Source organism: Aquirufa novilacunae (assembly GCF_045310505.1).
GTDB classification, from domain to species: Bacteria; Bacteroidota; Bacteroidia; order Cytophagales; family Spirosomataceae; genus Aquirufa; species Aquirufa novilacunae.
In genome coordinates this window covers 667,804-691,941 of the sequence record NZ_JBEWZG010000001.1, presented here as the reverse complement: position 1 = coordinate 691,941, position 24,138 = coordinate 667,804, and the positions used below count along the sequence as shown (strand labels likewise).

The following is a 24,138-nucleotide window of genomic DNA, read 5'->3' as shown; positions in this document are numbered from 1 at the left end:
TATTCTATGATCAAACTCTTACCCAGAGTGTTGTGCCTAGGGCTTTTATTTGTCCTTTCCCATCAAAGCATTGCACAAACGACCTCCCTTCCTTCCATTTTTGGAAAAGTTTTGGATGCCTCTACCGGAGAGCCTTTAAGGGGAGCTGACATATCGGTCGATTTTAAAAAATCGGGTGTCACCACAGATTCACTAGGAAATTACCGCGTTTATTTGCCCTACGGCGAATGGGTGGTCAAGGTGAGTTATGTAGGCTATAATCCGTACCGGACGAAAGTGTATATTAAAGCAAATACGGAGCTGAATGTAGAGCTTAATAATGTCACGAAGCAATTGGAAGAGGTTATTGTTTCCAGTGCTGCGACGAAGCGGGATATTCAAACCCCTTCTTTGGGAGTAACGGTCTTGAGTTTAAAAGGGATTAAGAAGCTGCCTACGATGATGGGCGAGGTCGATGTGATTCGTAGTTTGCAATCGCTTCCAGGTGTTTCCTCTGTGGGAGAAGGGGCGAATGGATTGAATATTCGCGGTTCTAATGTGGACCAAAACCTTATCTACATCGATGATACCCCTATTTTTAACCCAACGCACATGTTTGGTTTATTCTCTGTTTTCGCTTCCGATGCGATACGTGATTTAGAATTATACAAAGGAGGGGTTCCTTCTCGTTTTGGCGGCAGAACAGCCTCTGTATTAGATATCAAGATGATTGAGCCGAACACGGATAAATTCAAAATGCAGGGAGGTATTGGTTTGATTTCAAACCGCGTGATGGCCGAAATTCCATTGATTAAAGAGAAATTATCGGTCTTAGTAGCAGGTCGATTATCGGTGAATGACTTTATGTTCAAATGGTTTGCGCCCGATTATTTGAAAAACTTGAGAGCAAACTTCTCTGATGTGGCCACAAAAATCTATTACCGTCCTAATACGAAGAACACCATTTCCTTGTCTTCTTACCTAAGTCACGATTACTATCGCGTAGATTCGTTGTTTAGCATTGAGAATGTCATTGCGAAGCAAACTTCGTTTAATTATGGACACACCAATTTTTCTGGTCATTGGAATCATTATTTTTCTCCCAAGTTAAATATGATGGTGAGTGGTTCTTATACAGATTATTCGACAAAAACATTTGCACCTGATTCTGTAAATACGATTGATCTGAAGAGCTCCATTTTGTACCGTAATTTGACGGCCAGCTTTGATTACCAGCCTAATGAACGGCACAAAATGAATTTTGGGGCAACTGCTACTCGCTACGATATTAATCCTGGTATTCTAAACGAAGGAGTTGTTTCAAGGGTATCAACTGTCAAATTGCCTTTTGAGCAATCCTACGAGTTAGCTGTTTTCGCAGATGATGAGTGGACCTTAAGTGATAAATTTACACTGCAGGCTGGTTTACGGTATTCGCATTATTACCGCATGGGAGCCGGTACAGAAAATGTATATGCTTCAGGCCAAATGCCGTCCCTGAATACCATTCTTCGGAAGAACACGTATGCGGATGGTGAGGTGATGGCCTCTTATGGCGGATTCGAACCGCGTGTTACGATGAAGTATTCACTCGCGGAGAATACGACGATGAAATTTGGCTATAACCGACAACAACAATTCTTCCAATTATTATCTAATAATACGACTCCATTACCTACTTCTCGCTGGAAAACAGCTGATAATTTCATTAAACCACAGCAAAGTGATTTCCTATCCTTGGGATTATTTAAAACGTTTAATGAAAACGTTTATGAGGCTTCAATTGAATCCTACTACCGAGACGTAAGAAATACACTTGATTTTATTTCAGGAGCTAATTTGCAATTAAACCCGACGATTGAAACGCAATTAATTACAGGTAAAAGCAAGGCGTATGGAATGGAGTTGATGGTCCAAAAAAAGAAAGGGGAGGTGTCTGGTTGGGTTTCCTATACCTATGCGCGTGCCTTCAATCAAATGATCGGGGATTATCCTGAAATTCAATCCATTAATGGAGGGGAATGGTTTGCCACTAATTATGACAAGCCGCACACCTTTAATATGATGTTGAACATTCAACCGACGACTCACCATAGTTTCTCGTTTACCTTTGCTTACAATACAGGACGTCCTTTCTCTTCACCATCTGGTTCATACGAGATTGGAGGTAAAAAATTCCCTGTCTTTGCAGAACGAAATAACGATCGCATTCGAGACTATCACCGATTAGATTTCTCTTGGACGATTAATAACCCGTCGATGAAAAAACAACGTTGGGAGGGAAGCTGGGTATTTACCATTTATAATTTATATGGTCGCCAAAACCCCTATTCTGTATTCTTCAAATCGACTAGAAATGGTCTAAGGGCGTATGAATTAAGTGTATTCGCTTCGCCATTTATCTCGTTGACCTATAATTTCAAATTCTTCTAATATGCCTTTATCTATCAGAAATATACTTTTTTATGTCTTGCTACTTGGTCTAGTGACTTGGGCATGCGTAAATCCAATTCAAGATTTTGTCCAAATAGACTCCACCTCATTTACCACCATCGAAGCAGATATTTCAGATGATGCAGCTTTGAGTAAAGTGCGATTAACGAGTTCATCTAATCGCTTAACTTCTCAATTCTCCTTACCGATTTCGAAAGCCGTCGTCATATTATCGGATCAAAATGGAGTGAAAACAACTTTCACAGAAGGAACACCTACCGGCACCTATTATCCTACAGCTGGATTTAAGGGTGTTGTAGGTTCATCGTATAAATTATCAGTTAAACTACTAACCGGTCAAGCATACGAGAGTTCAGTTGAAACGATGAAAGCTGTCCCTGAAATTGAGAATGTGATTACTCGTTTTGAGACTCTAGAGCAATATTCCAAAGTAGATGTTCGCAGGGCTGGATTTTCAGTTTATTTGGACTTTAAAGACCTACCTACGGAAGGAGATTATTACCTGTGGAATTGGAAGCATTTTGAAAAAATTCGCCTATGTGCCACGTGTACAGACGGTGGACGTTATGATTTCAAGAAATTTGATTGCGTTCAACCTCGTTTCCCGACAGATGCGATTTTAAATTACATGTGTGATGGGAATTGCTGGGATATTTCTACGAATAATGATTTAAATGTGTTCTCAGATGTATTGACCAATGGACAACGTGTGGTAGGTCGACAAGTGGCGCGTATTCCATTTGATAATTGGACTCCTTATTACTTCCGATTAGAGCAGAGATCAATTACACGTAGTGCTTATGATTTTTATCAATCTTTAATCTCTCAAATCCAATCATCAGGGTCCTTGTTTGATGTTCCTGCGGAGACTCGATTTAGTTTAAATATCAAATCACTGACAAACCCAGCAGAAAAGGTAATCGGTATATTCAATGTATTCTCTGTGCGGAAAAAGATATTTATTATCGATCGTTCGAAGAATATTCCGGTAGGGGAATTGCCCATTATTTCAGTAACCCCAGGGGAGACCTATACCTGTCCTCCAGGATCTGTAGGTTGTCAAGAGAAAGTACCTTGTTTCGAATCGAACACTAGAACAAAAATTACTCCAGAAGGTTGGGTATTCTAGTTTTTTAGGCACAAATTTGTGCTTTAATAAAAGCTATGATTGGAGTTTTGTTAGTGAATCTGGGAACCCCAGATGATCCAGGTACACCTAGTGTGCGTAAGTATTTACGTGAGTTCTTAATGGACGGTCGTGTCATCGACATACCCTATCCATTTCGGTATTTGTTAGTGAATGGCATTATAGCACCTTTTAGAGCGCCTCAATCTGCTAAAATCTATAAAGAATTATGGGAAGAACGAGGTTCTCCCTTGAAGTTTTATGGGGAAGACGTTTGTGCATCCTTAGCCGCGAATCTTGGCGATGGTTACATGGTACGTCTAGCGATGCGCTATCAAAGTCCGGATTTAAAGTCAGTGATGGCTGAAATGCAGCAAGCTAATTTGAAGAAATTAATTGTCATTCCTTTCTTCCCTCAATATGCTTCCGCTACGACAGGCTCCGTTTATGAGCGTGTAATGGAAATCATGTCAGACTGGCAAATTATGCCTTCTCTATCCATGGTTAGCTATTTTTATCAGCATCCTATTTTTGCCAAATACTTCGCCGATAAAGCAGCGAATTACCAGAAAGACGTCGACTTTGATTATTATTTATTCTCTTACCACGGTGTTCCAGAACGCCATATTCGCAAAGGAGATATTACCAAAAATACCTGCGTTTTTGGATCCTGCTGTGAAACAATTACCGAAAAAAATCACAATTGCTATCGGGCACAATGCCATGAGACTACCCGTTTAATTGCGAAAGAAATGGGCTTGACACCGGGTACTTTTGGTACAGCGTTCCAAAGTCGCTTAGGCCGTGATCCTTGGTTACAACCTTATACTGATGAGACCATTAAGATGTTGGTTAAAGAAGGCAAAAAGAAGATTTTAGCTTTCTCACCAGCCTTCGTAGCTGATTGTCTAGAAACCACTATCGAAGTAGGCGAGGAGTACAAAGAGCTCTTTGAAGAAGCGGGTGGAGAACATTGGCAATTAGTGGAGAGTTTAAACAACTCTCCAGAATATGTGGCTTTGTTAGAGGACTTAGTTAAGAATTCATAAGATGATTGCCTTACTTTTAACCATTGTTTTTTCTGTCTTGTTATTGGTGAATTTTCGGGCACACGCGAAGTTTGACATCGATACCCGGATCGCCATTTTACTGAACTATCCCGTTTGTTTTTTAACGGGTTATTTCCATCAGATGGATGCAATACCCTTTCATTGGCCTTCTACTGGCTACTCTTTGGGTATTTTAGGCATTGGTATTGGTTTCGTGATTACGTTCTTATTATCTGGTTATTCCACCGTTAAGAATGGCATGGCACCCACTTCTTTAGCTAATAATATCTCCTTGGTCATTCCGGTCATGGTGAATTTATTCATTTGGAAGACCGGAGGGGATTTGACTGTTCCCGTTATTGCTGGTCTTTTGTTATCATTTGCGGCCATTTATTTCTGTAGTCCTTCTGGTGCCGGAACTACCCAAAAGCCCGTAATATGGGCATTGGTAGCCGTTTTCGTAGCTTATGGAATCACCAATACGGCCTTTAATTATTTGAATGCGGCGATCGTGCAGCAAGTAGGAGGAAGTATTTCCTTTACGCTGATGCTTCTATTGGGCTCCATGGCTACTTCTGCCCTTGTTTTAGCCTATTGGACGTTCACGGGTGGTGTTACGTGGTCTTTGCGCTCCGTATTAGCCGCAATACCTTTAGGCTTGCCGAACTTCTTTTCCTTTTATTTCTTATTAAAGGCATTAGATGCGTATCAACAAAACGGGGCAGTAGTTCTAACGATTTATAACCTGGGTGTAATTCTGTTGAGCGCCTTTACGGCTTTGATTTTCTTCAAAGAACAATTAACGAAGAAGCAATGGGTGGGTATTGGATTAGGATGTGCGGGGATAGCTTTAATCATTTTGTAAAGAATAAAGCATAAAGAATAAATTTGGAATAAAAAGAGCGGCAAATGCCGCTCTTTTTATGTTGAGAGGAAAAATCCTTCATAATTCATCGCCGAAGGCGATTCAATCTTTATTCTTTTTGCTTTATTCTTTTTGCTTTAACGTTTTATAATTGCTTTGCAATTATAAAACGTTAGCCGTTTGCTCCTTTATCTTCTCTAGCTCATCCTTCATATTCACCACTAAGCGCTGAATGGTAGAATCATTTGCTTTCGAGCCGATGGTGTTGATTTCGCGGCCAATTTCCTGGGCCATGAAATTCAATTTCTTACCGTTCCCTTCTTCTAGTATTTCGATAAAATAGTCAAGGTGAGTGGCTAGGCGCACTTTTTCTTCTGAGATATCAAATTTTTCGATGTAGTAAACTACTTCTTGTTCGAAGCGGTTTTTGTCGAAGTCTTCTTTTAATCCAAGTTCTAAAAGGGCATTGCGCATCCGTTCGCGGATACCCGGCATTCGGATTTTGTCTTGCTCTAAAACTTGAGCTAAACCAGATTTGATGGAGGCGATGTATTCACGGAATTTATCTTCTACCACTTTGCCTTCGCGGGCACGGAATTCTTTACATTCTTTCACCGCTTCTTGAACGGCTGAAAATACGACTTGCCACAAGGCCTCGATTTCCTCTTCATTCTCCTGTGATTGATCGGACGAATTAAGGCTTGGCATGGACATGGCCTGTAAATACAAGGCGTTTTCGTCGATATTTTGGACCCCTAATTCAGTAGCGAAGCGCTTTAATTCAGCGAAATAAGTCGCTATTTGTGTTTGTGGTAGGATGCTTTGTTCTACATTCTCGTTATTCTTTTGAATATGGAGATTTAGCTCCATTTTACCGCGCTCTAATTGTTGAGTTAGGTAATTCCGAATGTCTATTTCTTTAGCAGAAAAGGACTTAGGAACACGGCAAAATAGATCCGTAAACTTCGAGTTTAGACTTTTAACTTCGACACGGATTTGCAGGTCTTGGATTTCTTTTTGGGATTTTCCAAAGCCCGTCATGGAGTAGATCATAGTATTTCTTTTTTAGCCTTAGCTGCTTGAAAAAAGGCATATGCAATAAATAATAGCATCGCGATGGAAGCGGCTAAGTCGATTTTATTTCCTGTAATCACAGAAACAGGAGCGAATTTAAACTCAATGGTATGTTTACCAGCTGGAATAGCTAGACCACGTAAAACGTAATCCGCTTGCACGTGATTCGCCTCTTTACCATCAATATAGGCTTTCCAGTCTTTGTTTCCTCGGTAGTAGATTTCAGAAAAAATGGCAAAACTAGGGTTCTTTGTGTCTGAGCTGTAGGTTAAATGATTTGGCTTATAAGAGATTAGGTTAATCGTTCCGTCCGTTTTAAAGCTTGCTGCTGGAACGAAAGAAGCATCTTTTTTCTCGACTAATGCCACGTTACGCGGATCAATTTTACCAATTCCATTCAAGGCCTCATCCGCCGTAGGAACCACTTGAACCGAAGAGACAAGCCAAGCATTTCCTAAAGCACCTGGATTCGTTTGAGGAGCTAGTTGTCCCGTAGAATCTGGGCTTAATATGTATTTCGTATTCAGCATATTCAGGATGTTCATTTGTCCTGGATTCGCAGTGAATTGTTTCTCAATCAACTCTTGGTATCGGCGTAATTTTGCCGCGTGATAACCACCTAAAGACTGATGGTAATAGGACGTAGTCGCGTCGCTCATAAAATTGGTTGCGACGTTAACCACACGGTAATGGGTGGAATCTTGTAGGATTTTTTGATCTGCTGGTGTAGGCAAGATTTGCTCATCGAGAGTTGCTTTGGAAACAAAGAAATCTTTGCCAAAATAACGTTTCGCCACCGGCGTCAAGTCAAAAATACCTAGTAGAACTAAGGCAATTAACCAGATGGATTTCTTGACTTTCCCCGTGCTAGCCACCCATAAAATGCCTGCCCCAATCAATACAATAAAGAAACTGCGGAAAGCATCTGATTGGAATAATTCGATGCGATCTAGTTGAATCGAACGCCAGATTTGGTTATTTAGTGCCGTATCTTGAATTAACGCTCCGCCAAAATTAGGTCCTTTAAAGTCAAAAAATAAATCCGGTGCCATTCCGAAGAATAGAGCTAGCCCGCCGCTTAATCCAGCAGCATACAATAATGGTTTTTTGATATCCGACCAGCTCGCTTTTTGCTGAATGAAGCGAATCAAACCTAATATGCCTAAACTAACTAACCCTAATTGAACGAAAGACAACACCATGGTGATGGCTCTGAACTTATTGAATAGGGGGAAGTACTGGAATAAGAGGCCGTTAAAAAAGAAGTATTTGCCCCAAGCGAAAGTGATGAATAAGGCAGTAAAGCCTATGATCCACCATTTTTCGGCAGATTTGATGTAAAATGCTCCGAATAAAAATAAGAAAATGACTAAAGCACCGGCATAGGCTGGGCCTGCCGTATAGCTTTGCTCACCCCAATAAGCAGGACCTTTTTCGACGAATCCTAAGGCTTGTTCTTCTGGGATGCCCGCATTCGTCATTGTTTGATATGTATTCGAAGCGGTACCGCCTAAATCACCACCTGAGGCACCACCCATGAAATTCGGGATTAATAAGGTTCCAGTTTCAGCGATCCCATACGACCAATCGAAGGCGTAGGTTTGGTCTAAACCATCTCCTCGTGATTTATTGGCGCTTAATTCGGAGGCGCCACGCGTCGTTTCTTTGGCATATTCATAATTATTCCAAAGACGCATCGAGTGAGTCCCTAAGGCTAAAACTAATCCTAAACCTAGCAATAATCCGCGCTTTAACCATTCAACCACTGTTTTTTGAACGATGGCTTGAGAAAGGGTATAGATTTTATAGAATCCGATGATGAAAAAAAGGTAATACGTTATCTGTACGTGGTTAGCGTATAATTCAAGGGCCATTCCTAACGTAAACAAGGCGGCTCCTAGCCATTTGCGATTCCCCCAGCCCAGTTTTACACCTGCTAGAACGATAGGAGCATAGGCTAAAGCCAAAACTTTAGAAGTGTGTCCTGCCGGAATGATGACCATGTTATAGGTCGCAAAGGCGTAAAAAACGGCTCCCGCGAAGCCTAAAATAGGGGAGGCTCCCATCGCCCAAAGCAAAATATACATCCCCAACATCTGCAAAACGAGCAAATTAACGGGAGATGGTAAGAGATTGGTGATGAAAGAACCAATTTTGGCAGAAATTGAATACGGATAAGATCCAGAAATCTGATATGTAGGCATTCCGCCAAACATCGAATTAGACCACCAAGCATCCTCGCCGGTCTTTTCTTTAAACTGTATGCTCTCCTGTGCCGCCGCCTGGGCTTGCTGAATATCGTGCTGAATCAATACTTTTCCTTGTAGAACGGGTCCACAATAAATAAAAGCAATCAATAAAAAGCCCAAAAGGACAATCCCATGGGGGGCAAAGGAGCGCAAATTAATTTTCATTTCTTATGAGATCGATACTAATTCAAGTTCAAAAGTTAAATCACGGCCAGCTAATGGGTGATTTGCGTCTAAAGTAACGTGAGAATCGGTTAAATCAGTAATCACTACTTCTACTACATGACCACCATCTTGGTGCATAGATAAAGAAGCGCCTAATTCTAATTCAATGTGCGGAGGAATTTGAGCACGCTCTAAAGTCACCGTATTTTCAGGAGAATGTTCGCCATAAGCTTCAGCAGCCGGGATAACAACGGTTTTTTTCTCACCAATTGCCATGCCTGTTACGCCATCATCAAAACCTTTGATAACCATTCCTGAACCTAATTGGAATTCAAGTGGAGTTCTTCCTACAGAAGAGTCGAAAATAGAACCGTCGGTGTGTTTACCTGTGTAGTGTACGGCAACCTTGTCGCCGGTTTTTGCAATAGACATAATGAATCGTTAAAATTTAAAAATAAGCTACAAATAACACGAATTTTCGCAGGCTTTCAAAGCAAATGAAGCCACCATTTACCATTCACCATTTACCATTCACCATTTCTTATCTCTACTCTATACTCTCTTATCTACAAAGCGAAGCTTTGTACTTCAGCGATAAGGTATCCCCCAGCTCAATCGCCGTCTTGAAATCAAGACAAGCATCGTCCAAAAGACCTAAATGCATTAGATTTATTCCCCGATTATAATAGGTCTCTGCGTAATAGGGGTAGCGAATGATGGATTTAGAGAAGTCTCGAATGGCTCCTTTATCATTGCCTAATTTTGATTTGAAGTAGCCGCGATAGAAGAAATAATCTGCATTCGTAGAATCAAGGCGAATAGCCTTGGTTAAGTCGGAAATAGCCCCTGAATATTGTTCCATGGATCCTCGAGAAAAGGCTCTTGCGAAGTAGATTTCGGGGTTTTTAGGGTCTTTTGTGAGAGCGACAGAGAAATTATAGGTGGCTTGCTCGTATTTTTCTTGTTGGATTTGGCTGAGTCCAGCAGCATATTGTAGCATGCAGGAGCTGCAGAAAACGAGGGAAAACAAAGCGATAATGAGTCGGATCATTTGAATTGGACGATGGTAATTCCCGCACCGCCACGGTCTGCATGTTCGTCAGTAATCGATTTAATTTCTTTGTAGCGTCTTAGTTGTTCACGGATGAGGGTACGCAAGATTCCGTCGCCTTTTCCATGTAATATTTGCACTTCTGGAACGCCTAATAGTAGGCAATCGTTAATGTATTGGTCCAAAATAACGTAAACTTCCTCGCCACGTTTGCCTCTTACATCCAGTTTTAATTGGAATTGTGCCATGCGATCGTTGATGTCGATGCCACGAAGAGGAGCCGTACTTTTTTTCTGTTGTTTAGGCGGAACGATTTTTTGAAGTCGATTTAACTTAATGGTACTTCGAATAGCACCCAGCGAAATCATGGCGTCTTTGCCTTTTAATTCGAGTATTTGTCCCAAAGTAGGTTCATCTCCACTTCCCTTAATCACCACCCAATCTCCTACCGCAATAGGGGAGTTGGCATAAACGATACCAGGTGTTTCAGAAATGACCTTGAGTGGGGCCACTGTTTTTAATTCTTTCTGAACAAATTGTTCTAAATCCGCTCGTAATTCCTTTGTTTTTTCTTTGTCAGCCGCCTTCTCCTTAATCTGGCGAATAGTCTGTTCAATGCGTTGATTGGCCTCTTGAATGATCTTTTTGGCCTCAGCTTTTGCTGCATTTAACATCGCCTTTTGTTCTTCCTGAACATGATTCTTTAATCGCTCGTAATTCTCTTTGATGGATTGAGCCTGCTCGTTTGCGAGGGCTAGGCTGGCATTTTTGCTTTCCCAAATCTGCTTCTCCGTCTCCGTTTCCAGCAATAACTTATCAAAGTCCACTTGCTTTTTGCCTAGTTTTTTTCGGGCATTTTCGATGATGGCTTTAGGCAATCCAATCTTCTGTGCAATTTCAAAGGCAAATGAGCTACCCGGTTTCCCCATATCCAAGATGAATTGGGGTTCCAAGTGCTCGGTATCATAGCGCATGGCGGCGTTGAATAGGCCTTTTTGGCGGTCTGCAAGGCTCTTTAAATTACCAAAGTGGGTATTAATCGCCCCGAAACATCCCTTATCTGCCAGCTTTTCTAAAATGGATTCCGCAATAGCACCACCCAAGGATGGTTCTGTACCTGTTCCGAATTCGTCCACTAGAATCAAACTCTTCTCATTCACATGTTGCAAGAAATGCCGCATATTACTCAAGTGAGAGGAATAGGTACTTAATTCATTTTCTAAATTCTGTTCATCCCCCATATCCAGGAAGATCTGGGAGAAGAATCCCATCGTGCTTCCTTCTGCTAGGGGTACTAAGCAACCGGATTGAAACAAAAATTGAAGTAATCCCACGGTGCTCAACGTCACTGATTTACCACCCGCATTTGGCCCTGAAACCACCATAATGCGTCGTTCGTCTTCTAAACGAATCGACAATGGTTTAATTTTCTTGCCTATTTTCTCGAGTGATTTCTCTAAAAGTGGATGACGCGCATCGGTCCAGTTTACGACTGGATGATCTTGAATAAATGTGGGTTTGATAGCTTTGTGTTCGGCTCCCCAAAGGGCTTTGGCCCGAATAAAATCAATCAATCCTAACCATGAAAAGGCGTGAGCTAAAAAGGGCGTCAAAGGTCGAATGCGATCAGACAGTTTAGACAAAATCTGTATGATTTCTCTTCGTTCAGCGGATTCGAGTGATTTGATCTCATTGTTCATCGCCAATGCGTCAGCAGGCTCTAAAAAGACCGTTTTACCTGTATCTGATTCATCTTGAACGAAACCCTTGATCTTACGTTTATGCTCCGCAGCGAGTGGAATCACCATCCGGCCATTCCGTAAAGTCAAAGAGAAATCCTTGCTCACCCAGCCCTCTTTATAGGCCTGGCTTAAATAGGAATCGAGTTTCTTTCTCAGACCTTGTTCCTCCGCAATTCTTTTACGACGTAAATCGCCCAAGGCAGGGGAGGCGGTCTCCTTTATCTGCCCATTGATGTCAAAAACGCGGTCTAAATCCTGAATGATGGGAATAATCTGACGAAAATCCCCATTGCTTTCCGCGCCTTTGGCTAAAAAATGCTGCGTAATCTTATGTATCTCAGGGTATTCTGTGGCATCGATGGCAGCAAAAAAACGAATGGTTTCATACAAAACCGTCAACGCTCGTTGCCAATCTCTCCATTCATCTGCTGATAAATAATGGCCTTCTAATTGCAAAGGGCTTAAATAGGCACGAAGATCTAGGTAATCTGTTTGTGGAAATTCGCCACCGTGCTCCCCTAAAATGCGGCCCATTTCATCGACTTGTTCCACCCATTGTTTAACTAAAGGGAATCGGTCCGAGAAACGCATTTTATCGGCAAATTCTTGCCCCATCGGACTTAAGCAAATCTGCTTAATTTCCTCTTTGATCTGGTTAAATCCCAGTTTTTCAGCAAGATTTACGGGGTAATTCATAAGTGAAATTGGGCCTTTATTTTTTCGAGTAAAACCTCGTTGATTTTAATGTAACTCTCTGTCGTCCAGCCGGCTACGTGTGGACTAAAAATGGTAGCTGGATAGGCTGCGATTTCAGTGAATAGCTCTTTTTCAACAGAGGACCAGGTGGATAATTTTTCGTTCGGCAAAACGTCTAAGGCAAGTCCTTTAATACGTCCATTACGTAAACCCTCTAACAATGGTTCTAGCGGTGCAATAGGCCCTCTGGAACTATTGATGAACAAAATGGGCTTTTTGAAAGACGCTAAAAACTCCGTTGAAACAAGTCCTTTTGTCTCTGATGTCAAAGGAATATGTAGGCTCAAGATGTCCGCTGCTTCAAAAATTTGCTCCATAGTAGCCGGATAATCAGCAGACGGTGCATATTTATCGTATGCCAAAATTTGTAAACCAAAAGCAGCCAGACGTGTAGCCACCGCTTTTCCCATATTTCCGTATCCGATGATACCGATGGTTTTGCCTTTAATCTCAAATCCCCTGTTTCCTTCTCTTTCCCATAAGCCATGGCGTACTTCAGTATCCGACGTATGTAATTTGTGAGCTAGTGAAAGAATTTGTCCGATAACATGTTCAGCTACGGCGTCTGAATTTCCTTCATTTGCTGAAAAAACCGCGATTCCTCGCGCTAGACAAGCGTCTACGTCTAGTAAATCAAGTCCAGCTCCAGCGCGTGCGATGAAGGATAAGGACGTGTTTTCGAGTAGGTCAGCTGTAATTTTGAATTTACTACGAACGACTAAACCATGGAAAGAGGGTAGAATAGAAGCGAAATCGGCGAGAGATAAATTCGTACGCGTTTCTACCTCGAAGCCTAATTTCGTCAGTCCTTCAGCCATCGAAGGATGAACTTCGTCGACGATCAAAACTCGCATATTACGCATCCATTCGATTTTTTATGAGATCTAAGGCTAGGAAGATGGCTTGTAAAAAGGAGCCCGGGTCAGCTACATTCGTGCCGGCAATATCATAAGCCGTTCCATGATCTGGAGACGTACGAATGACCGGTAGACCTGCTGTGAAGTTTACGCCTGAATCAAAAGCGATGTATTTGAAAGGAATCAATCCTTGATCATGATACATGCCTAAAACGCCATCAAACTCTTTGAATTGCGCTTTTCCGAAGAAGCCATCCGCCGGATAGGGCCCAAAAACCAAGTGGCCCTTCGCTCTAAATTCATCCACCACCGGTTGAATAATTTCTAATTCTTCTTGCCCTAGAAGTCCAGAATCTCCAGCATGTGGATTTAATCCTAACACTGCTAAACGTGGTTTGTCTAGCGAGAAATCTTCTTTCAAACTGGATAAGAAAAGTTGAATTTTAGCGCGCAATAAGTCTGCATTTAGCGCAGCAGGGACCTCTAATAAGGGGATATGGCCTGTGGCAACACCCATACGTAGGTTATCTGAAACGAGCATCATTAAGGAGGTTTTAGCCTCGAAGCGCTCGGTAAAATATTCGGTATGTCCTGGAAATTTGAATTCCTCTGATTGAATGTTGTGTTTGTTGATCGGAGCTGTGATTACAGCTGCAATTAATCCGCGGTCTAGGTCGTTCGAGGCGCGTTCTAGGCAATCAAAAGCCGCTTTTCCAGCTTCTTTCGTTTCTTTTCCTGGTTCGATAAGCGTCGCGGTGTCGTCCCAACAGTTGATGACAAAACTTTCCCCAGACTTCGCTTCTGAGGCATCTTGAATGGATTGAATGTTCCATTCTTTTAACTCGAATTTTGCTCGATAAAAATCTAACACCTTCGATGAGCCGTAAATCACAGGCGTACACCACTTTAGGATCCTTGGACTTGCTAAGGATTTCAAGATTACTTCCGGACCGATTCCGTTGTAATCACCTAATGTAATGCCGATAATGGGTTTCATAAAAGGGGAATTTTTGTTCGACCTGCAAGTTAAGAAAAAACGTTTGAAGGCGGTAGATTTATTTTTCTTGGTAACGAACCCAATAAATATGGTATTTTTTTAAGTTTTACCAAATAAAATGCGCTATTCGATGCAAATTTCACAATATATTTAGCATTTTTGTTAGAATCTCCTACTTTACTGATTATGCCAAAATCATACGTTAAGAAAATATCTAGTTTATTGATCGCTAACCGAGGCGAGATTGCTATTCGAATTATGCGCGCTGCTTCCGAATTAGGCATTCGCACCGTAGCGGTCTATACCTTTGAGGATCGCTATTCGCTTCACCGCTACAAGGCTGACGAAGCCTATCAAATCGGTAAAGACGACGAGCCTCTAAAGCCCTATTTGGATATCGAAGGCTTGATTTCTTTGTGTAAATCGAAGAAAATCGATGCGATTCATCCAGGATATGGTTTCTTATCAGAGAATGTGGTTTTGGCGACTCGTTGCCGTGAAGAGGGGATCGTTTTCGTAGGCCCTTCACCTGAAGCCATGAATGCCTTAGGAGACAAAGTAGCCGCGAAGGTTGCAGCCTTGAAGGCAAATGTGCCAATGATTGAAGACTCGAAGGGAGATTTATCGGATTATTCTTTGGCCTTATCAGAAGCAAAACGAATCAAATTCCCTGTAATGGTGAAAGCGGCTGCGGGTGGAGGTGGACGTGGAATGCGTGTCGTGAGAACGGAAGAGGAATTAGAAAAGGCCTATCAAGAAGCGAAGAATGAGGCGAAAAATGCGTTCGGAGATGAGACCTTATTTATCGAGAAATTCATAGATGATCCGAAGCACATCGAAGTTCAATTATTAGGAGACCAACACGGAAATTTAGTGCATTTGTATGAACGCGATTGCTCAGTACAAAGACGTTTCCAAAAAGTAGTGGAGATTGCTCCCTCTTTTGGTCTAAAAGAAGAAACAAAGCAAAAATTATACGCTTACGCGCTTTCCATCGGTAAAGCAGTAAATTATTATAACGCGGGTACCGTAGAATTTCTAGTGGATAAAGAGGAAAATATTTTCTTTATCGAGGTCAACCCACGTATTCAGGTAGAACATACGATTACAGAAGAGGTGACGGGTATTGACATCGTTCGTACGCAAATCCTCATCGCTCAAAATTATAAATTATCGGATCCAGGTATTTTCATCCAAAACCAAGCGGACATCCCTCTAAAGGGCTTCGCTATCCAATGTCGTATTACGACGGAGGATCCGGCGAATGGATTCAAACCGGATTTTGGTACCATTATCGCTTATAGAAACGCGGCTGGTTTCGGTATTCGATTAGATGAAGGATCTTCGTATCCAGGGGTAAAAATTTCCCCTTACTTCGATTCGATGCTCGTGAAAGTATCGGCTAAAGGCCGCACGCTTCGCGGTGCGTCCGAGCGTTTAAACCGCGCATTAACCGAATTCCGTATCCGTGGTGTAAAAACGAATATTCCGTTTTTACGCAATGTAATCACCCACCCGGTGTTCCAGGAAGGTCATTGCACGGTACCGTTCATTGCGAATCATCCAGAATTATTCAACTTCAAGCCTACTCGTGACCGCTCTACGAAGGCGATTCGTTACCTAGGTGAAGTGATTGTGAATGGGAATCCGGATGTCAAAGTGAAGCCAACGGCTCCATTCCGCACTCCGATTATTCCGTATGTGGATCCTTTGAAAGAATATCCAAAAGGCAATAAGCAATTATTGACCGAGATGGGGCCGGAGAAATTTGCGAAGCACATCCGCGATGCGAAGCAAATCTATTTCACTGATACGACTTTCCGTGATGGGCACCAATCGCTTTTAGCGACGCGTGTGCGTACACAAGACATGTTAGCTGTGGCTGACGGTTTTGCGAAATCTTTCCCTCAATTATTCTCGATGGAGGTTTGGGGAGGAGCGACCTTCGATGTGGCGATGCGATTCTTGCAAGAATCTCCGTGGAAGCGTCTTCAGGAGTTTCGCGAAGCAATGCCGAATATGCTTTTGCAAATGCTTTTCCGCGGGTCGAATGCAGTAGGTTACTCTGCTTATCCAGATAATTTGATCGAGAAATTCGTGGAAAAATCATCTGAAGCGGGTGTGGATGTCTTTCGTATCTTCGATTCCTTAAACTGGATCGATGCGATGAAAGTTTCGATTAAGGCAGTTCGCGAACGTACTCCGGGCATCGCAGAGGCTGCCATTTGCTATACCGGAGATGTCTTTACAAATGAGAAGTATAATCTTCAATACTATGTAGATATGGCACGTCAGCTGGAAGATGTGGGTGCTCACATGTTGTGTATTAAAGACATGGCGGGCCTTTTGCGTCCTTTCCAAGCAGAGAAATTAGTGACTGAATTAAAAAAGGCGGTGGATATTCCTATTCATTTGCATACGCATGATACGGCTTCGGTTCAATCGGCGACTTATTTGAAGGCTATTGAGGCTGGAGTGGATATTGTGGATGGAGCGTTGGGAGCGATGTCAGGATTGACGTCTCAGCCTAACTTGAACTCTTTAGTGGCGATGATGCAAGGTCACAAGAAGGCATCGGACTTGGATTTGGATCTATTAAATGAATATTCGAACTATTGGGAAGCTGTGCGCTCGATGTATTCTCCTTTTGAATCTGAATTAAAGGCGGGAACAGCGGAGGTGTACAATAATGAGATTCCGGGTGGACAATATACGAACCTACGTGGTCAAGCTATTTCGCTAGGTGTAGGTGATAAGTTTGAACAATTAAAGCGTAATTACACGGAGGCGAACACGCTTTTCGGCGATATTGTGAAGGTGACACCATCCTCAAAAGTAGTAGGGGATATGGCCATCTTTATGACGGCGAATTCGTTGACGGCGGAGGATGTGTATGCCAAAGGCGCCACGTTATCCTTCCCTGAATCGGTAAAAGACTTCTTCAAAGGTGGCTTAGGCCAGCCTTATCAAGGTTTCCCTAAACAATTACAAGAGATTGTCCTGAAAGGGGAGCACGCAATCGAAGGTCGTCCAAATGATCATTTAGCACCCATCGATTTCGATGCAGATTTCAAATCATTCACAAAGAAATTCCCTGAGGCAGAAGATGGATTCTTTGATTACTTGTCTTACAAGATGTACCCGAAAGTGTACGAGGATTATTACAAGAATTCTGCCTTATTTGGTGAATTATCTGCACTTCCTACACCAGCGTTCTTCTATGGCTTGAAGCAGGATGAGGAGATTATGATTACGATTGAGCCAGGTAAAACGATCATCGTGAAGTTCTTGTACATGTCTGAGCCAGATGAATCTGGTTTACGCAACGTGACATTTGAATTAAATGGTCAAGCGCGTCGAATCAAAATTTTAGATAAAAACGTTAAAGTGGAGCGTGCGCAACACGCAAAGGCTAAAACGAAGGGAGATATAGGAGCTCCATTGCAAGGTCGTTTATCTCGTATCTTGGTGAAACCGGGGGATGAGGTGAAATTAAACGCTCCATTATATGTGATTGAGGCAATGAAGATGGAGTCCATCGTATCCGCGCCTTTTGAGGGTATTATTGGCAATGTATTATTGACGGAAGGAACAGTAGTAGAGCAGGAGGACTTAGTCTTGACTTTGGAAGAAGCAAAACTCCCTGAACCAGATGTAGAAGAATATTTATTCGTTTACGGAACCTTGCGCCGCGATTGTGGAAACGACTTACACCGCTTAATCGCCCGAAATTCAGACTATATCGGCATGGCGACCTACCAAGGTCAAATGTACCAAGTAGCTGATTACCCGGGGATTATCCCATCCGAGGATGCAAAAGACCAAGTGGTAGGCGAGTTGTATTTACTGTCTAATACCATCAAATTATTGAACGTATTAGATGAGTACGAGGAGTTTAATTCTGACAAACCGGAGTCGAGTTTATTCGTTCGTGAGCACGTAAAAGTGAGCTTGAAGGGCAAAGAAATAGAGACTTACGCTTATTTATACAATAAGAAAATCGACCCTAAAACGCGTATTGCATCGGGTGATTATGTAAAAGGTTAATGAAAAAGATCCTTCTTTTATTGCTCTCAATTTCTGCATTGGCGCAAAGCCCTGTAAAAAAGGCCCATGCTCACAACGATTACGAGCATGAAAGACCTTTTTTTGAGGCATTTGCTTTAGGTTTTGGTTCTATTGAGGCAGATGTGTATGCGGTGAATGGAGATTTGCTGGTAGGGCATGAACGTTCTCAACTAAGCCTGAATCGCAATTTAAAAGATCTATATATCGATCCCATTATTCGCGTTTTAAAGGCAAATAAAGAGGGTAATTTTCATCAACTATTAATTGACTCGAAAACCACTTCAGATTCTACTTTGCCATTAATTATTGCGGCTTTGAAGCCGCATGCCGAGATTCTGATGCGGAAAAACTTTCGTATTGTCATTTCAGGCAATCGCCCAAAACCATCCCAATACATCGAATCCCCTGCTTGGATCACCTTTGATGGGCGTTCGGATGAAACTTTTCCCACGAACAAAGTGGTGTTAGAAAGTGAATCTATGTTCAAGTTTGGCTTTTGGAATGGACAGGGTCCCATCCCGACTAATCTAAAGGAAAAGTTAAAATCTTACGTAGATAAAGTCCATGCAAACGGCCGAAAAGTGCGCTTGTGGGCCACGCCAGATACCTTATTAGGATTTCAAGCGCTACTGGATATCGGGGTGGATTACATCGGTACCGATAAGCTGACCTTATTAGCTGATTATTTGAAATTTAGCGAGAGTAAATAAACTGGTAATGAGGCTTTTAATTAAAAACCTCTACTATGACTTCAAGACGCGAATTTCTAGCCTTAACCCTGGCCACTACACTACCTATTTCTTCTCTTCTCGCTGCCCAAAAATCCTATTATTTAGGTTATTCTTCCATCACATGGAGTGGGCAGGATGAGCAAGCGATTAAAGATATCGCTAGTTTAGGCTTTAAGGGTATTCAATTACGTGCGAACACCTTTTCGAAATATGGAGAAAACCCTGCTGCATTAAAGGCGCTTATTGATCAATCAGGCCTGCAATTATGTATGTTTTCGAGTGGAAATGTGGAGATTGATCCAGCTAAAGTAGACGCTTCTATTGCTCAGCATGTGAAGCATGCGAATTTTGTGAAAGCATTGGGTGGAACATCGATACAACTAACGAATTCTTTGCGTAAAAAAAGTGTGAAGCCGGAGGAGAAAGACTTGATTCGTTTAGCTGAAGTGATGAATGAAATCGGTGCCAAAACGAAGGAAATTGGCATTCAAGCGACCTACCATAATCACATGGATCAGTTTGGTGAAACACCAGAGGAAGTAGAATTATTAGTGAAACATATGGATCCCTCTAAGATTAAATTATTGTTAGATGTTGCCCATTATTTCCAAGGGGGAGGGAATCCAGCAGAGGCGGTTTTGAAATACAAAAAGGTATTGCATTCTCTTCACGTAAAAGATGTGCGCCAAACAGAACCTCGCTATCGTTTCGTGGAATTAGGGCAAGGGAAAGTGAACTTAGAGGAGGTGTTTGCTAATTTGGAAAAGATCAAATTTAAGGGCTTTGCCATCGTTGAATTAGATGCGGTACCAGATGCCGGTAAATCACCTTTTTCGTGTGCAGAAACGAGTAAGGAATTTTTAAAGACTAGAATTCAGTATCCTTTTTCTTAAATTGCAGCCTAATCTAACATCAAATGGCGAGTAAAAAGGATCCGGCAATCGGATTTATCTTCATCACACTTTTAATAGACGTTTTAGGAATAGGCCTGATTATCCCGGTTCTACCTACTTTAATTAAAGGTTTTGTAGGCGGTGATATTTCCGTAGCCTCTCAATATGCGGGTTGGTTAATGGCTTCTTATGCTATTATGCAATTCTTGTTTTCGCCTATATTAGGTGGGCTTTCGGACCAAGTGGGCCGTCGTCCAGTGATTTTAGCCTCCCTTTTCGGCTTCACTATCGATTATTTAGTCTTAGCTTTCGCACCCAATATCGTGTGGCTATTTATTGGTCGGATCATGTCAGGCATCACAGGGGCTAGTTTTACCACAGCTCAGGCCTATATTGCTGATGTATCGAAACCGGAGGATCGGGCTAAGAATTTTGGGGTTGTGGGGGCTGCTTTTGGGGTTGGATTCATCATAGGTCCTGCGATAGGTGGCCTTTTAGCCTCATATGGAGATCGCATCCCTTTCTTCGCCGCTGCAGCTTTAACACTGATCAATGGTATTTATGGCTATTTTATCTTGCCTGAATCGTTAGCTAAATCAAATCGCCGTGCTTTTGATATCAAGCGCGCAAATCCCCTAGGTTCTTTAAAGAATTTGACAAAATACCCGGTTATTGCCGGTTTAGTAGGCGGATTTTTCTGCTTGCAATTAGCCGGTCAGGTGCACCCGAGTACCTGGTCTTATTTTACGATGAAGGTTTTTGGCTGGACACCGGATCAAGTGGGTTATTCATTAGCCTTTGTAGGTCTAATTGTTGCCATTGTTCAGGGTGGTTTAGCTCGCGTTATTATGCCAAAACTGGGGGAGATAAAAGCGATCTCTTACGGGCTTTTGCTGTATGGCATAGGCTTTTTTATGTTCGCTTATGCAACGAAGTCTTGGATGATGTATGCCTTTATGATCCCATTTGGGCTTGGTGGAATTGCGGGTCCTGCGCTTCAAAGCTTAATTACCCAGCAAGTAGGCGCGGATGAACAAGGAGAATTACAGGGTGGTTTAACGAGTTTACAATCAATTACGACGATTTTTGGGCCTTTGTTAGCCTCTAATTTGTTCGCCTATTTTGCTTCTGAAAAAGCCCCAATTTTATTTCCTGGTGCCGCCTTCTTTATGGCAGCTATTTTAGTTTTAATCGGTTGGTTCATTGTAATGAGATCAATTCCGAAGAAATCTCAATAAATTCCTTATTTTTGGACAAATTAAACCCCAATAAAATGAAAACAATGATCAAATCGATCTGCCTAGTGGCGGGAATGTTAGTAGCTTCGGTTGCCTCAGCACAAACAACGGAAGAAATCTTAGCGAAACACGAAGCTGCGATGGGGGGCTTGGATAAATGGGCTACCGTAAAAACAGCGGTGTTAAAGAATAAATTCTCAGTTCAGGGGATGGATATCGAAAGTAAAACCTCTTTAGTGGTAGGAAAATCTTTCCGTACGGAGATCGAAGTGATGGGAAATAAAATTATCACGGTGATTGATGGAGACAAAGGTTGGATGAATCGCCCAGCGATGATGGGTGGTACGGGTTCTCCAGAGGATATGCCAGCTGAACAAGTAAAGATGGCTGCTTCACAGAAAGTATTAGGCTCTATTTTGACTTCTGCGAAGAACGATGGCCATAAAATCGAATTAGTCTCTAAAGAAAAATTAGACGGTGCTGATGTGTATCTCTTAACAGTAACTAAGCCATCAGGTGAAGATAGTAAGGTATATGTTTCTACTGCGACTAATTTTGTCGTGAAAACACAAGCTAAAGTGAATGTTAATGGACAGGAAGTAGATTCGGAAGTGAATTTCTCTAACTACAAGATGGTTAACGGTCTAGCTTTCCCACATACTGTAGAAACACCTAGCCCAATGGGTGGTACCATGACAGTGGAAACGGTTTCCGTAGAAATTAATCCAGCGATTGACCCTGCGATCTTTGCTAAACCTAGTAAATAAAAACAGGTTGTTGAAATATAAAAGGGCTTCAGAAATGAAGCCCTTTTTTTAGGGTAAAAATTGTTGAATGTGATTTCGAGCGCTTCGAATTGCTTTATCAATATCTTCCTCAGAACCTTCGTAGGCCTTATCTTCGACCTCAATGACAATCGGACCTCTGTAGCGAACATCATTCAAGGCAGAAATAAATTTCCCCCAATGAATATCACCTAATCCCGGTATTTTAGGCGAATGGTATTCTAATGGATTCGCTAAAATGCCCACGCGATTTAATTTCTCTGGATATACTTTCACATCCTTCAAGTGCACATGGTGAATCCGATCAGCATAATGATAGATAGGGTAGGTGTAGTCCATCATTTGGAATACCATATGAGATGGATCATAATTTAGGCCAAAATTCGCCGATGGAATAATCGTAAACAACTCATCCCAAATCTTAGGCGTGGTCATTAAATTCTTTCCGCCCGGCCACTCGTCATCCGTAAAAAACATAGGACAGTTCTCGATGCCTATTTTGATCTGTAGAGAATCAGCTAAGGCGATGATCTCTGGCCAAACCTCCGTAAATCGCCCCACATTATAGGCCACATTTTTTGTGTAATCGCGTCCCACGAAGGTATTTACCCGTTCAATACCTAAAATCGCCGCCGCTTTAATTACCTTCTTGATATGCTCCCGGTAAAAGGCAGCTTGTGTTTCATCAGGATCCAATGGGTTCGGATAATACCCTAGTGCTGAGACCTTTACTGGATGAGCGTCTAATTGGGCTTTCAGCTCTTGTAGTTCTGTTGCTGATAATTGATCCACCGCGATATGCGAAACACCTGCATAGCGACGCGCATCGCTTGAGGAAGATGGCCAGCACATAACCTCCACGCAGGTAAAATGCTGTTGATGTGCATAATCCAAAACCTCAAAAAGGCTTTTATTAGGCAATATGGCAGAGACAAAACCTAAGTCTAACATCTTATTTCATTTTGTGTAAACCGTAAAAAAGCGCTAAAGATCCCGATGCAATCCAAAGACCAACGGCCTCTCTCGCTAATTCTTGGTTATGTGTTTTCATGCTTAATCCGTCTGTTATAAATCCTTCCCAGGCGGTCATTTCCATCCATAATTGTAATCCTGCAAAAAAGGAGAGGCAAAATAAGACAAGCAAAAGTTCCGGATTAGTCTTTCCTCTCATCGCTTGAATAGACGTATAAACAGCTGTGGCATAGACGGGTACCCAGAGTACTGGATCTGGGTCATTCAATTGCCAATAGGTGAATAAGGTAAAGGCTAGGCCAAAAATTCCTCCTAAGATAAATTGGGCGTTTCTGATCATCGATTGCATAGGTTTTTAACTGCCTCGGCAGCGCCAGGGTAGTTTAGTTTTTGGGCCTGCTGGAAAGCTAGGCAGGCTTTATCGTTTTGATCCGATTTGATGTAAGATAAGCCTAAAGCATAATAGGCTTTGCCAAAATTCGGATTAATCTCAGCGGCCTTTGCAAAATCAGCGATAGCTGCCGGATAATTTTCCTCTTGAAATAAAATATTTCCGCGGTTATAATAGGCATTGATTTCTTTCGGAGAACGTTTGATAGCCTCAGTGAAATCATTTTTTGCCTCAGCGGGCTTAGCTAGGGCCGCTTGTATGATGCCTCTTTGGAGATAGCCAGCGGCTGAATCAGGTTGTGCTGCAATAGCTCGGTTCGTGGGTGCTATTGATTTATCCCAAACCCCTTGTTCCATCAATACGGCCCCTAAATTCAATTGTGCCGTATACAAGGACGGTTTTAATTCAATCGCTTTTCGATAAGCGGCTTCCGCCTCCGGATAGTTTTTTTCTTGAAATAAAATGACGCCTCTTAAATTATAGGCCTCTGCTAATCCTGGGTTTTTCTCCAGGGCTTTTTCCAGCGCTTCTTTCGCTGAAACACTTTCTCCTTTGCCAAAGCGCGTCTTCGCTTCCTCTAACCAGGCCTCACCTGAAGTGGAACATGCCCACATAAATACCAGGCTCAAAAATAGAATCGATTTTTTCATTGTTTAAAGTTAAGTGCCGATTCCAAAAAAACGATATATATTTTGA

Annotated in this window: 19 protein-coding genes; 9 read left to right on the top strand and 10 right to left on the bottom strand. The window is 42.1% G+C overall.

Going from position 1 to position 24,138, the window contains the following annotated elements:
- Positions 1–6: 6 nt before the first annotated feature.
- Genes V7S74_RS03180 through V7S74_RS03165 form a run of 4 tightly spaced genes read left to right on the top strand, consistent with a single transcriptional unit; the run spans position 7 to position 5,473 of the window.
- Positions 7–2,412 (top strand): TonB-dependent receptor, encoded by a 2,406-nt coding sequence (locus V7S74_RS03180; RefSeq protein ID WP_406777317.1) that lies wholly within the window; start codon positions 7–9, stop codon positions 2,410–2,412.
- A gap of 1 nt (position 2,413) precedes the next feature.
- Entirely contained in the window at positions 2,414–3,562 is a 1,149-nt protein-coding gene (locus V7S74_RS03175; protein WP_406777316.1) for a DUF4249 domain-containing protein, read from the top strand.
- Positions 3,563–3,597: 35 nt separating this feature from the next.
- On the top strand, positions 3,598–4,608 hold the full coding sequence (gene hemH, locus V7S74_RS03170; RefSeq protein ID WP_406777315.1) for a ferrochelatase: 1,011 nt from the start codon (positions 3,598–3,600) through the stop codon (positions 4,606–4,608).
- Between the two features lies 1 nt (position 4,609).
- Complete coding sequence (locus V7S74_RS03165) at positions 4,610–5,473, top strand: EamA family transporter (RefSeq protein ID WP_406777314.1); 864 nt, start codon at positions 4,610–4,612, stop codon at positions 5,471–5,473.
- A gap of 162 nt (positions 5,474–5,635) precedes the next feature.
- Here V7S74_RS03165 and V7S74_RS03160 read toward each other — a convergent pair whose 3' ends face one another.
- The 7 genes from V7S74_RS03160 to pdxA all read right to left on the bottom strand — a co-directional run bounded on the left by V7S74_RS03160 (position 5,636) and on the right by pdxA (position 14,364).
- Positions 5,636–6,526 (bottom strand): YicC/YloC family endoribonuclease, encoded by an 891-nt coding sequence (locus V7S74_RS03160; RefSeq protein ID WP_406777313.1) that lies wholly within the window; start codon positions 6,524–6,526, stop codon positions 5,636–5,638.
- On the bottom strand, positions 6,523–8,961 hold the full coding sequence (locus tag V7S74_RS03155) for a YfhO family protein (protein WP_406777312.1): 2,439 nt from the start codon (positions 8,959–8,961) through the stop codon (positions 6,523–6,525). The genes V7S74_RS03160 and V7S74_RS03155 overlap by 4 nt, the downstream gene beginning before the upstream one ends.
- Before the next feature lie 3 nt (positions 8,962–8,964).
- Complete coding sequence (locus V7S74_RS03150) at positions 8,965–9,393, bottom strand: FKBP-type peptidyl-prolyl cis-trans isomerase (protein WP_406777311.1); 429 nt, start codon at positions 9,391–9,393, stop codon at positions 8,965–8,967.
- A 130-nt stretch (positions 9,394–9,523) separates the two neighbouring features.
- Complete coding sequence (locus V7S74_RS03145) at positions 9,524–10,012, bottom strand: tetratricopeptide repeat protein (protein ID WP_406777310.1); 489 nt, start codon at positions 10,010–10,012, stop codon at positions 9,524–9,526.
- A complete protein-coding gene (locus tag V7S74_RS03140) occupies positions 10,009–12,450 on the bottom strand; it encodes an endonuclease MutS2 (protein WP_406777309.1) in 2,442 nt (813 codons plus the stop codon). The genes V7S74_RS03145 and V7S74_RS03140 overlap by 4 nt, the downstream gene beginning before the upstream one ends.
- On the bottom strand, positions 12,447–13,373 hold the full coding sequence (locus V7S74_RS03135; protein WP_406777308.1) for an NAD(P)-dependent oxidoreductase: 927 nt from the start codon (positions 13,371–13,373) through the stop codon (positions 12,447–12,449). Before V7S74_RS03135 ends, V7S74_RS03140 begins: the two co-directional genes overlap by 4 nt.
- Positions 13,366–14,364: a 4-hydroxythreonine-4-phosphate dehydrogenase PdxA gene (pdxA, locus tag V7S74_RS03130; RefSeq protein WP_406777307.1), complete on the bottom strand. Its 999-nt coding sequence runs from the start codon at positions 14,362–14,364 to the stop codon at positions 13,366–13,368. Before pdxA ends, V7S74_RS03135 begins: the two co-directional genes overlap by 8 nt.
- A gap of 186 nt (positions 14,365–14,550) precedes the next feature.
- On the opposite strand from pdxA, the gene V7S74_RS03125 reads away from it, so the two are divergent.
- Genes V7S74_RS03125 through V7S74_RS03105 form a run of 5 tightly spaced genes read left to right on the top strand, consistent with a single transcriptional unit; the run spans position 14,551 to position 22,061 of the window.
- On the top strand, positions 14,551–18,411 hold the full coding sequence (locus V7S74_RS03125; RefSeq protein WP_406777306.1) for a pyruvate carboxylase: 3,861 nt from the start codon (positions 14,551–14,553) through the stop codon (positions 18,409–18,411).
- Positions 18,411–19,142 (top strand): phosphatidylinositol-specific phospholipase C/glycerophosphodiester phosphodiesterase family protein, encoded by a 732-nt coding sequence (locus V7S74_RS03120; RefSeq protein ID WP_406777305.1) that lies wholly within the window; start codon positions 18,411–18,413, stop codon positions 19,140–19,142. The genes V7S74_RS03125 and V7S74_RS03120 overlap by 1 nt, the downstream gene beginning before the upstream one ends.
- A gap of 35 nt (positions 19,143–19,177) precedes the next feature.
- On the top strand, positions 19,178–20,056 hold the full coding sequence (locus V7S74_RS03115) for a sugar phosphate isomerase/epimerase family protein (RefSeq protein ID WP_406777304.1): 879 nt from the start codon (positions 19,178–19,180) through the stop codon (positions 20,054–20,056).
- A 23-nt stretch (positions 20,057–20,079) separates the two neighbouring features.
- Positions 20,080–21,294, top strand: coding sequence for a TCR/Tet family MFS transporter (locus V7S74_RS03110; RefSeq protein WP_406777303.1), 1,215 nt, complete (start codon positions 20,080–20,082; stop codon positions 21,292–21,294).
- 35 nt (positions 21,295–21,329) lie between these two features.
- A complete protein-coding gene (locus V7S74_RS03105) occupies positions 21,330–22,061 on the top strand; it encodes an outer membrane lipoprotein-sorting protein (protein WP_406777302.1) in 732 nt (243 codons plus the stop codon).
- A gap of 48 nt (positions 22,062–22,109) precedes the next feature.
- On the opposite strand, the gene V7S74_RS03100 is transcribed toward V7S74_RS03105, so the two are convergent.
- The 3 genes from V7S74_RS03100 to V7S74_RS03090 are packed head-to-tail and all read right to left on the bottom strand — an operon-like array spanning position 22,110 to position 24,092.
- Positions 22,110–23,030: a sugar phosphate isomerase/epimerase family protein gene (locus V7S74_RS03100; RefSeq protein ID WP_406777301.1), complete on the bottom strand. Its 921-nt coding sequence runs from the start codon at positions 23,028–23,030 to the stop codon at positions 22,110–22,112.
- 1 nt (position 23,031) lies between these two features.
- Entirely contained in the window at positions 23,032–23,391 is a 360-nt protein-coding gene (locus V7S74_RS03095) for a transmembrane 220 family protein (protein WP_406777300.1), read from the bottom strand.
- The gene (locus V7S74_RS03090; RefSeq protein ID WP_406777299.1) at positions 23,388–24,092 is read right to left on the bottom strand and encodes a tetratricopeptide repeat protein; all 705 of its coding nucleotides are present in this window, start codon (positions 24,090–24,092) and stop codon (positions 23,388–23,390) included. The genes V7S74_RS03095 and V7S74_RS03090 overlap by 4 nt, the downstream gene beginning before the upstream one ends.
- Between the last annotated feature and the right edge of the window lie 46 nt (positions 24,093–24,138).

Excerpts from the sequence above, each read along its gene's own strand:
- V7S74_RS03180 (WP_406777317.1), top strand. The coding sequence starts at position 7 with ATGATCAAACTCTTACCCAGAGTGTTGTGCCTAGGGCTTTTATTTGTC.
- V7S74_RS03175 (WP_406777316.1), top strand. The coding sequence starts at position 2,414 with ATGCCTTTATCTATCAGAAATATACTTTTTTATGTCTTGCTACTTGGT.
- hemH (WP_406777315.1), top strand. The coding sequence starts at position 3,598 with ATGATTGGAGTTTTGTTAGTGAATCTGGGAACCCCAGATGATCCAGGT.
- V7S74_RS03165 (WP_406777314.1), top strand. The coding sequence starts at position 4,610 with ATGATTGCCTTACTTTTAACCATTGTTTTTTCTGTCTTGTTATTGGTG.
- V7S74_RS03160 (WP_406777313.1), bottom strand. The coding sequence starts at position 6,526 with ATGATCTACTCCATGACGGGCTTTGGAAAATCCCAAAAAGAAATCCAA.
- V7S74_RS03155 (WP_406777312.1), bottom strand. The coding sequence starts at position 8,961 with ATGAAAATTAATTTGCGCTCCTTTGCCCCCCATGGGATTGTCCTTTTG.
- V7S74_RS03150 (WP_406777311.1), bottom strand. The coding sequence starts at position 9,393 with ATGTCTATTGCAAAAACCGGCGACAAGGTTGCCGTACACTACACAGGT.
- V7S74_RS03145 (WP_406777310.1), bottom strand. The coding sequence starts at position 10,012 with ATGATCCGACTCATTATCGCTTTGTTTTCCCTCGTTTTCTGCAGCTCC.
- V7S74_RS03140 (WP_406777309.1), bottom strand. The coding sequence starts at position 12,450 with ATGAATTACCCCGTAAATCTTGCTGAAAAACTGGGATTTAACCAGATC.
- V7S74_RS03135 (WP_406777308.1), bottom strand. The coding sequence starts at position 13,373 with ATGCGTAATATGCGAGTTTTGATCGTCGACGAAGTTCATCCTTCGATG.
- pdxA (WP_406777307.1), bottom strand. The coding sequence starts at position 14,364 with ATGAAACCCATTATCGGCATTACATTAGGTGATTACAACGGAATCGGT.
- V7S74_RS03125 (WP_406777306.1), top strand. The coding sequence starts at position 14,551 with ATGCCAAAATCATACGTTAAGAAAATATCTAGTTTATTGATCGCTAAC.
- V7S74_RS03120 (WP_406777305.1), top strand. The coding sequence starts at position 18,411 with ATGAAAAAGATCCTTCTTTTATTGCTCTCAATTTCTGCATTGGCGCAA.
- V7S74_RS03115 (WP_406777304.1), top strand. The coding sequence starts at position 19,178 with ATGACTTCAAGACGCGAATTTCTAGCCTTAACCCTGGCCACTACACTA.
- V7S74_RS03110 (WP_406777303.1), top strand. The coding sequence starts at position 20,080 with ATGGCGAGTAAAAAGGATCCGGCAATCGGATTTATCTTCATCACACTT.
- V7S74_RS03105 (WP_406777302.1), top strand. The coding sequence starts at position 21,330 with ATGAAAACAATGATCAAATCGATCTGCCTAGTGGCGGGAATGTTAGTA.
- V7S74_RS03100 (WP_406777301.1), bottom strand. The coding sequence starts at position 23,030 with ATGTTAGACTTAGGTTTTGTCTCTGCCATATTGCCTAATAAAAGCCTT.
- V7S74_RS03095 (WP_406777300.1), bottom strand. The coding sequence starts at position 23,391 with ATGATCAGAAACGCCCAATTTATCTTAGGAGGAATTTTTGGCCTAGCC.
- V7S74_RS03090 (WP_406777299.1), bottom strand. The coding sequence starts at position 24,092 with ATGAAAAAATCGATTCTATTTTTGAGCCTGGTATTTATGTGGGCATGT.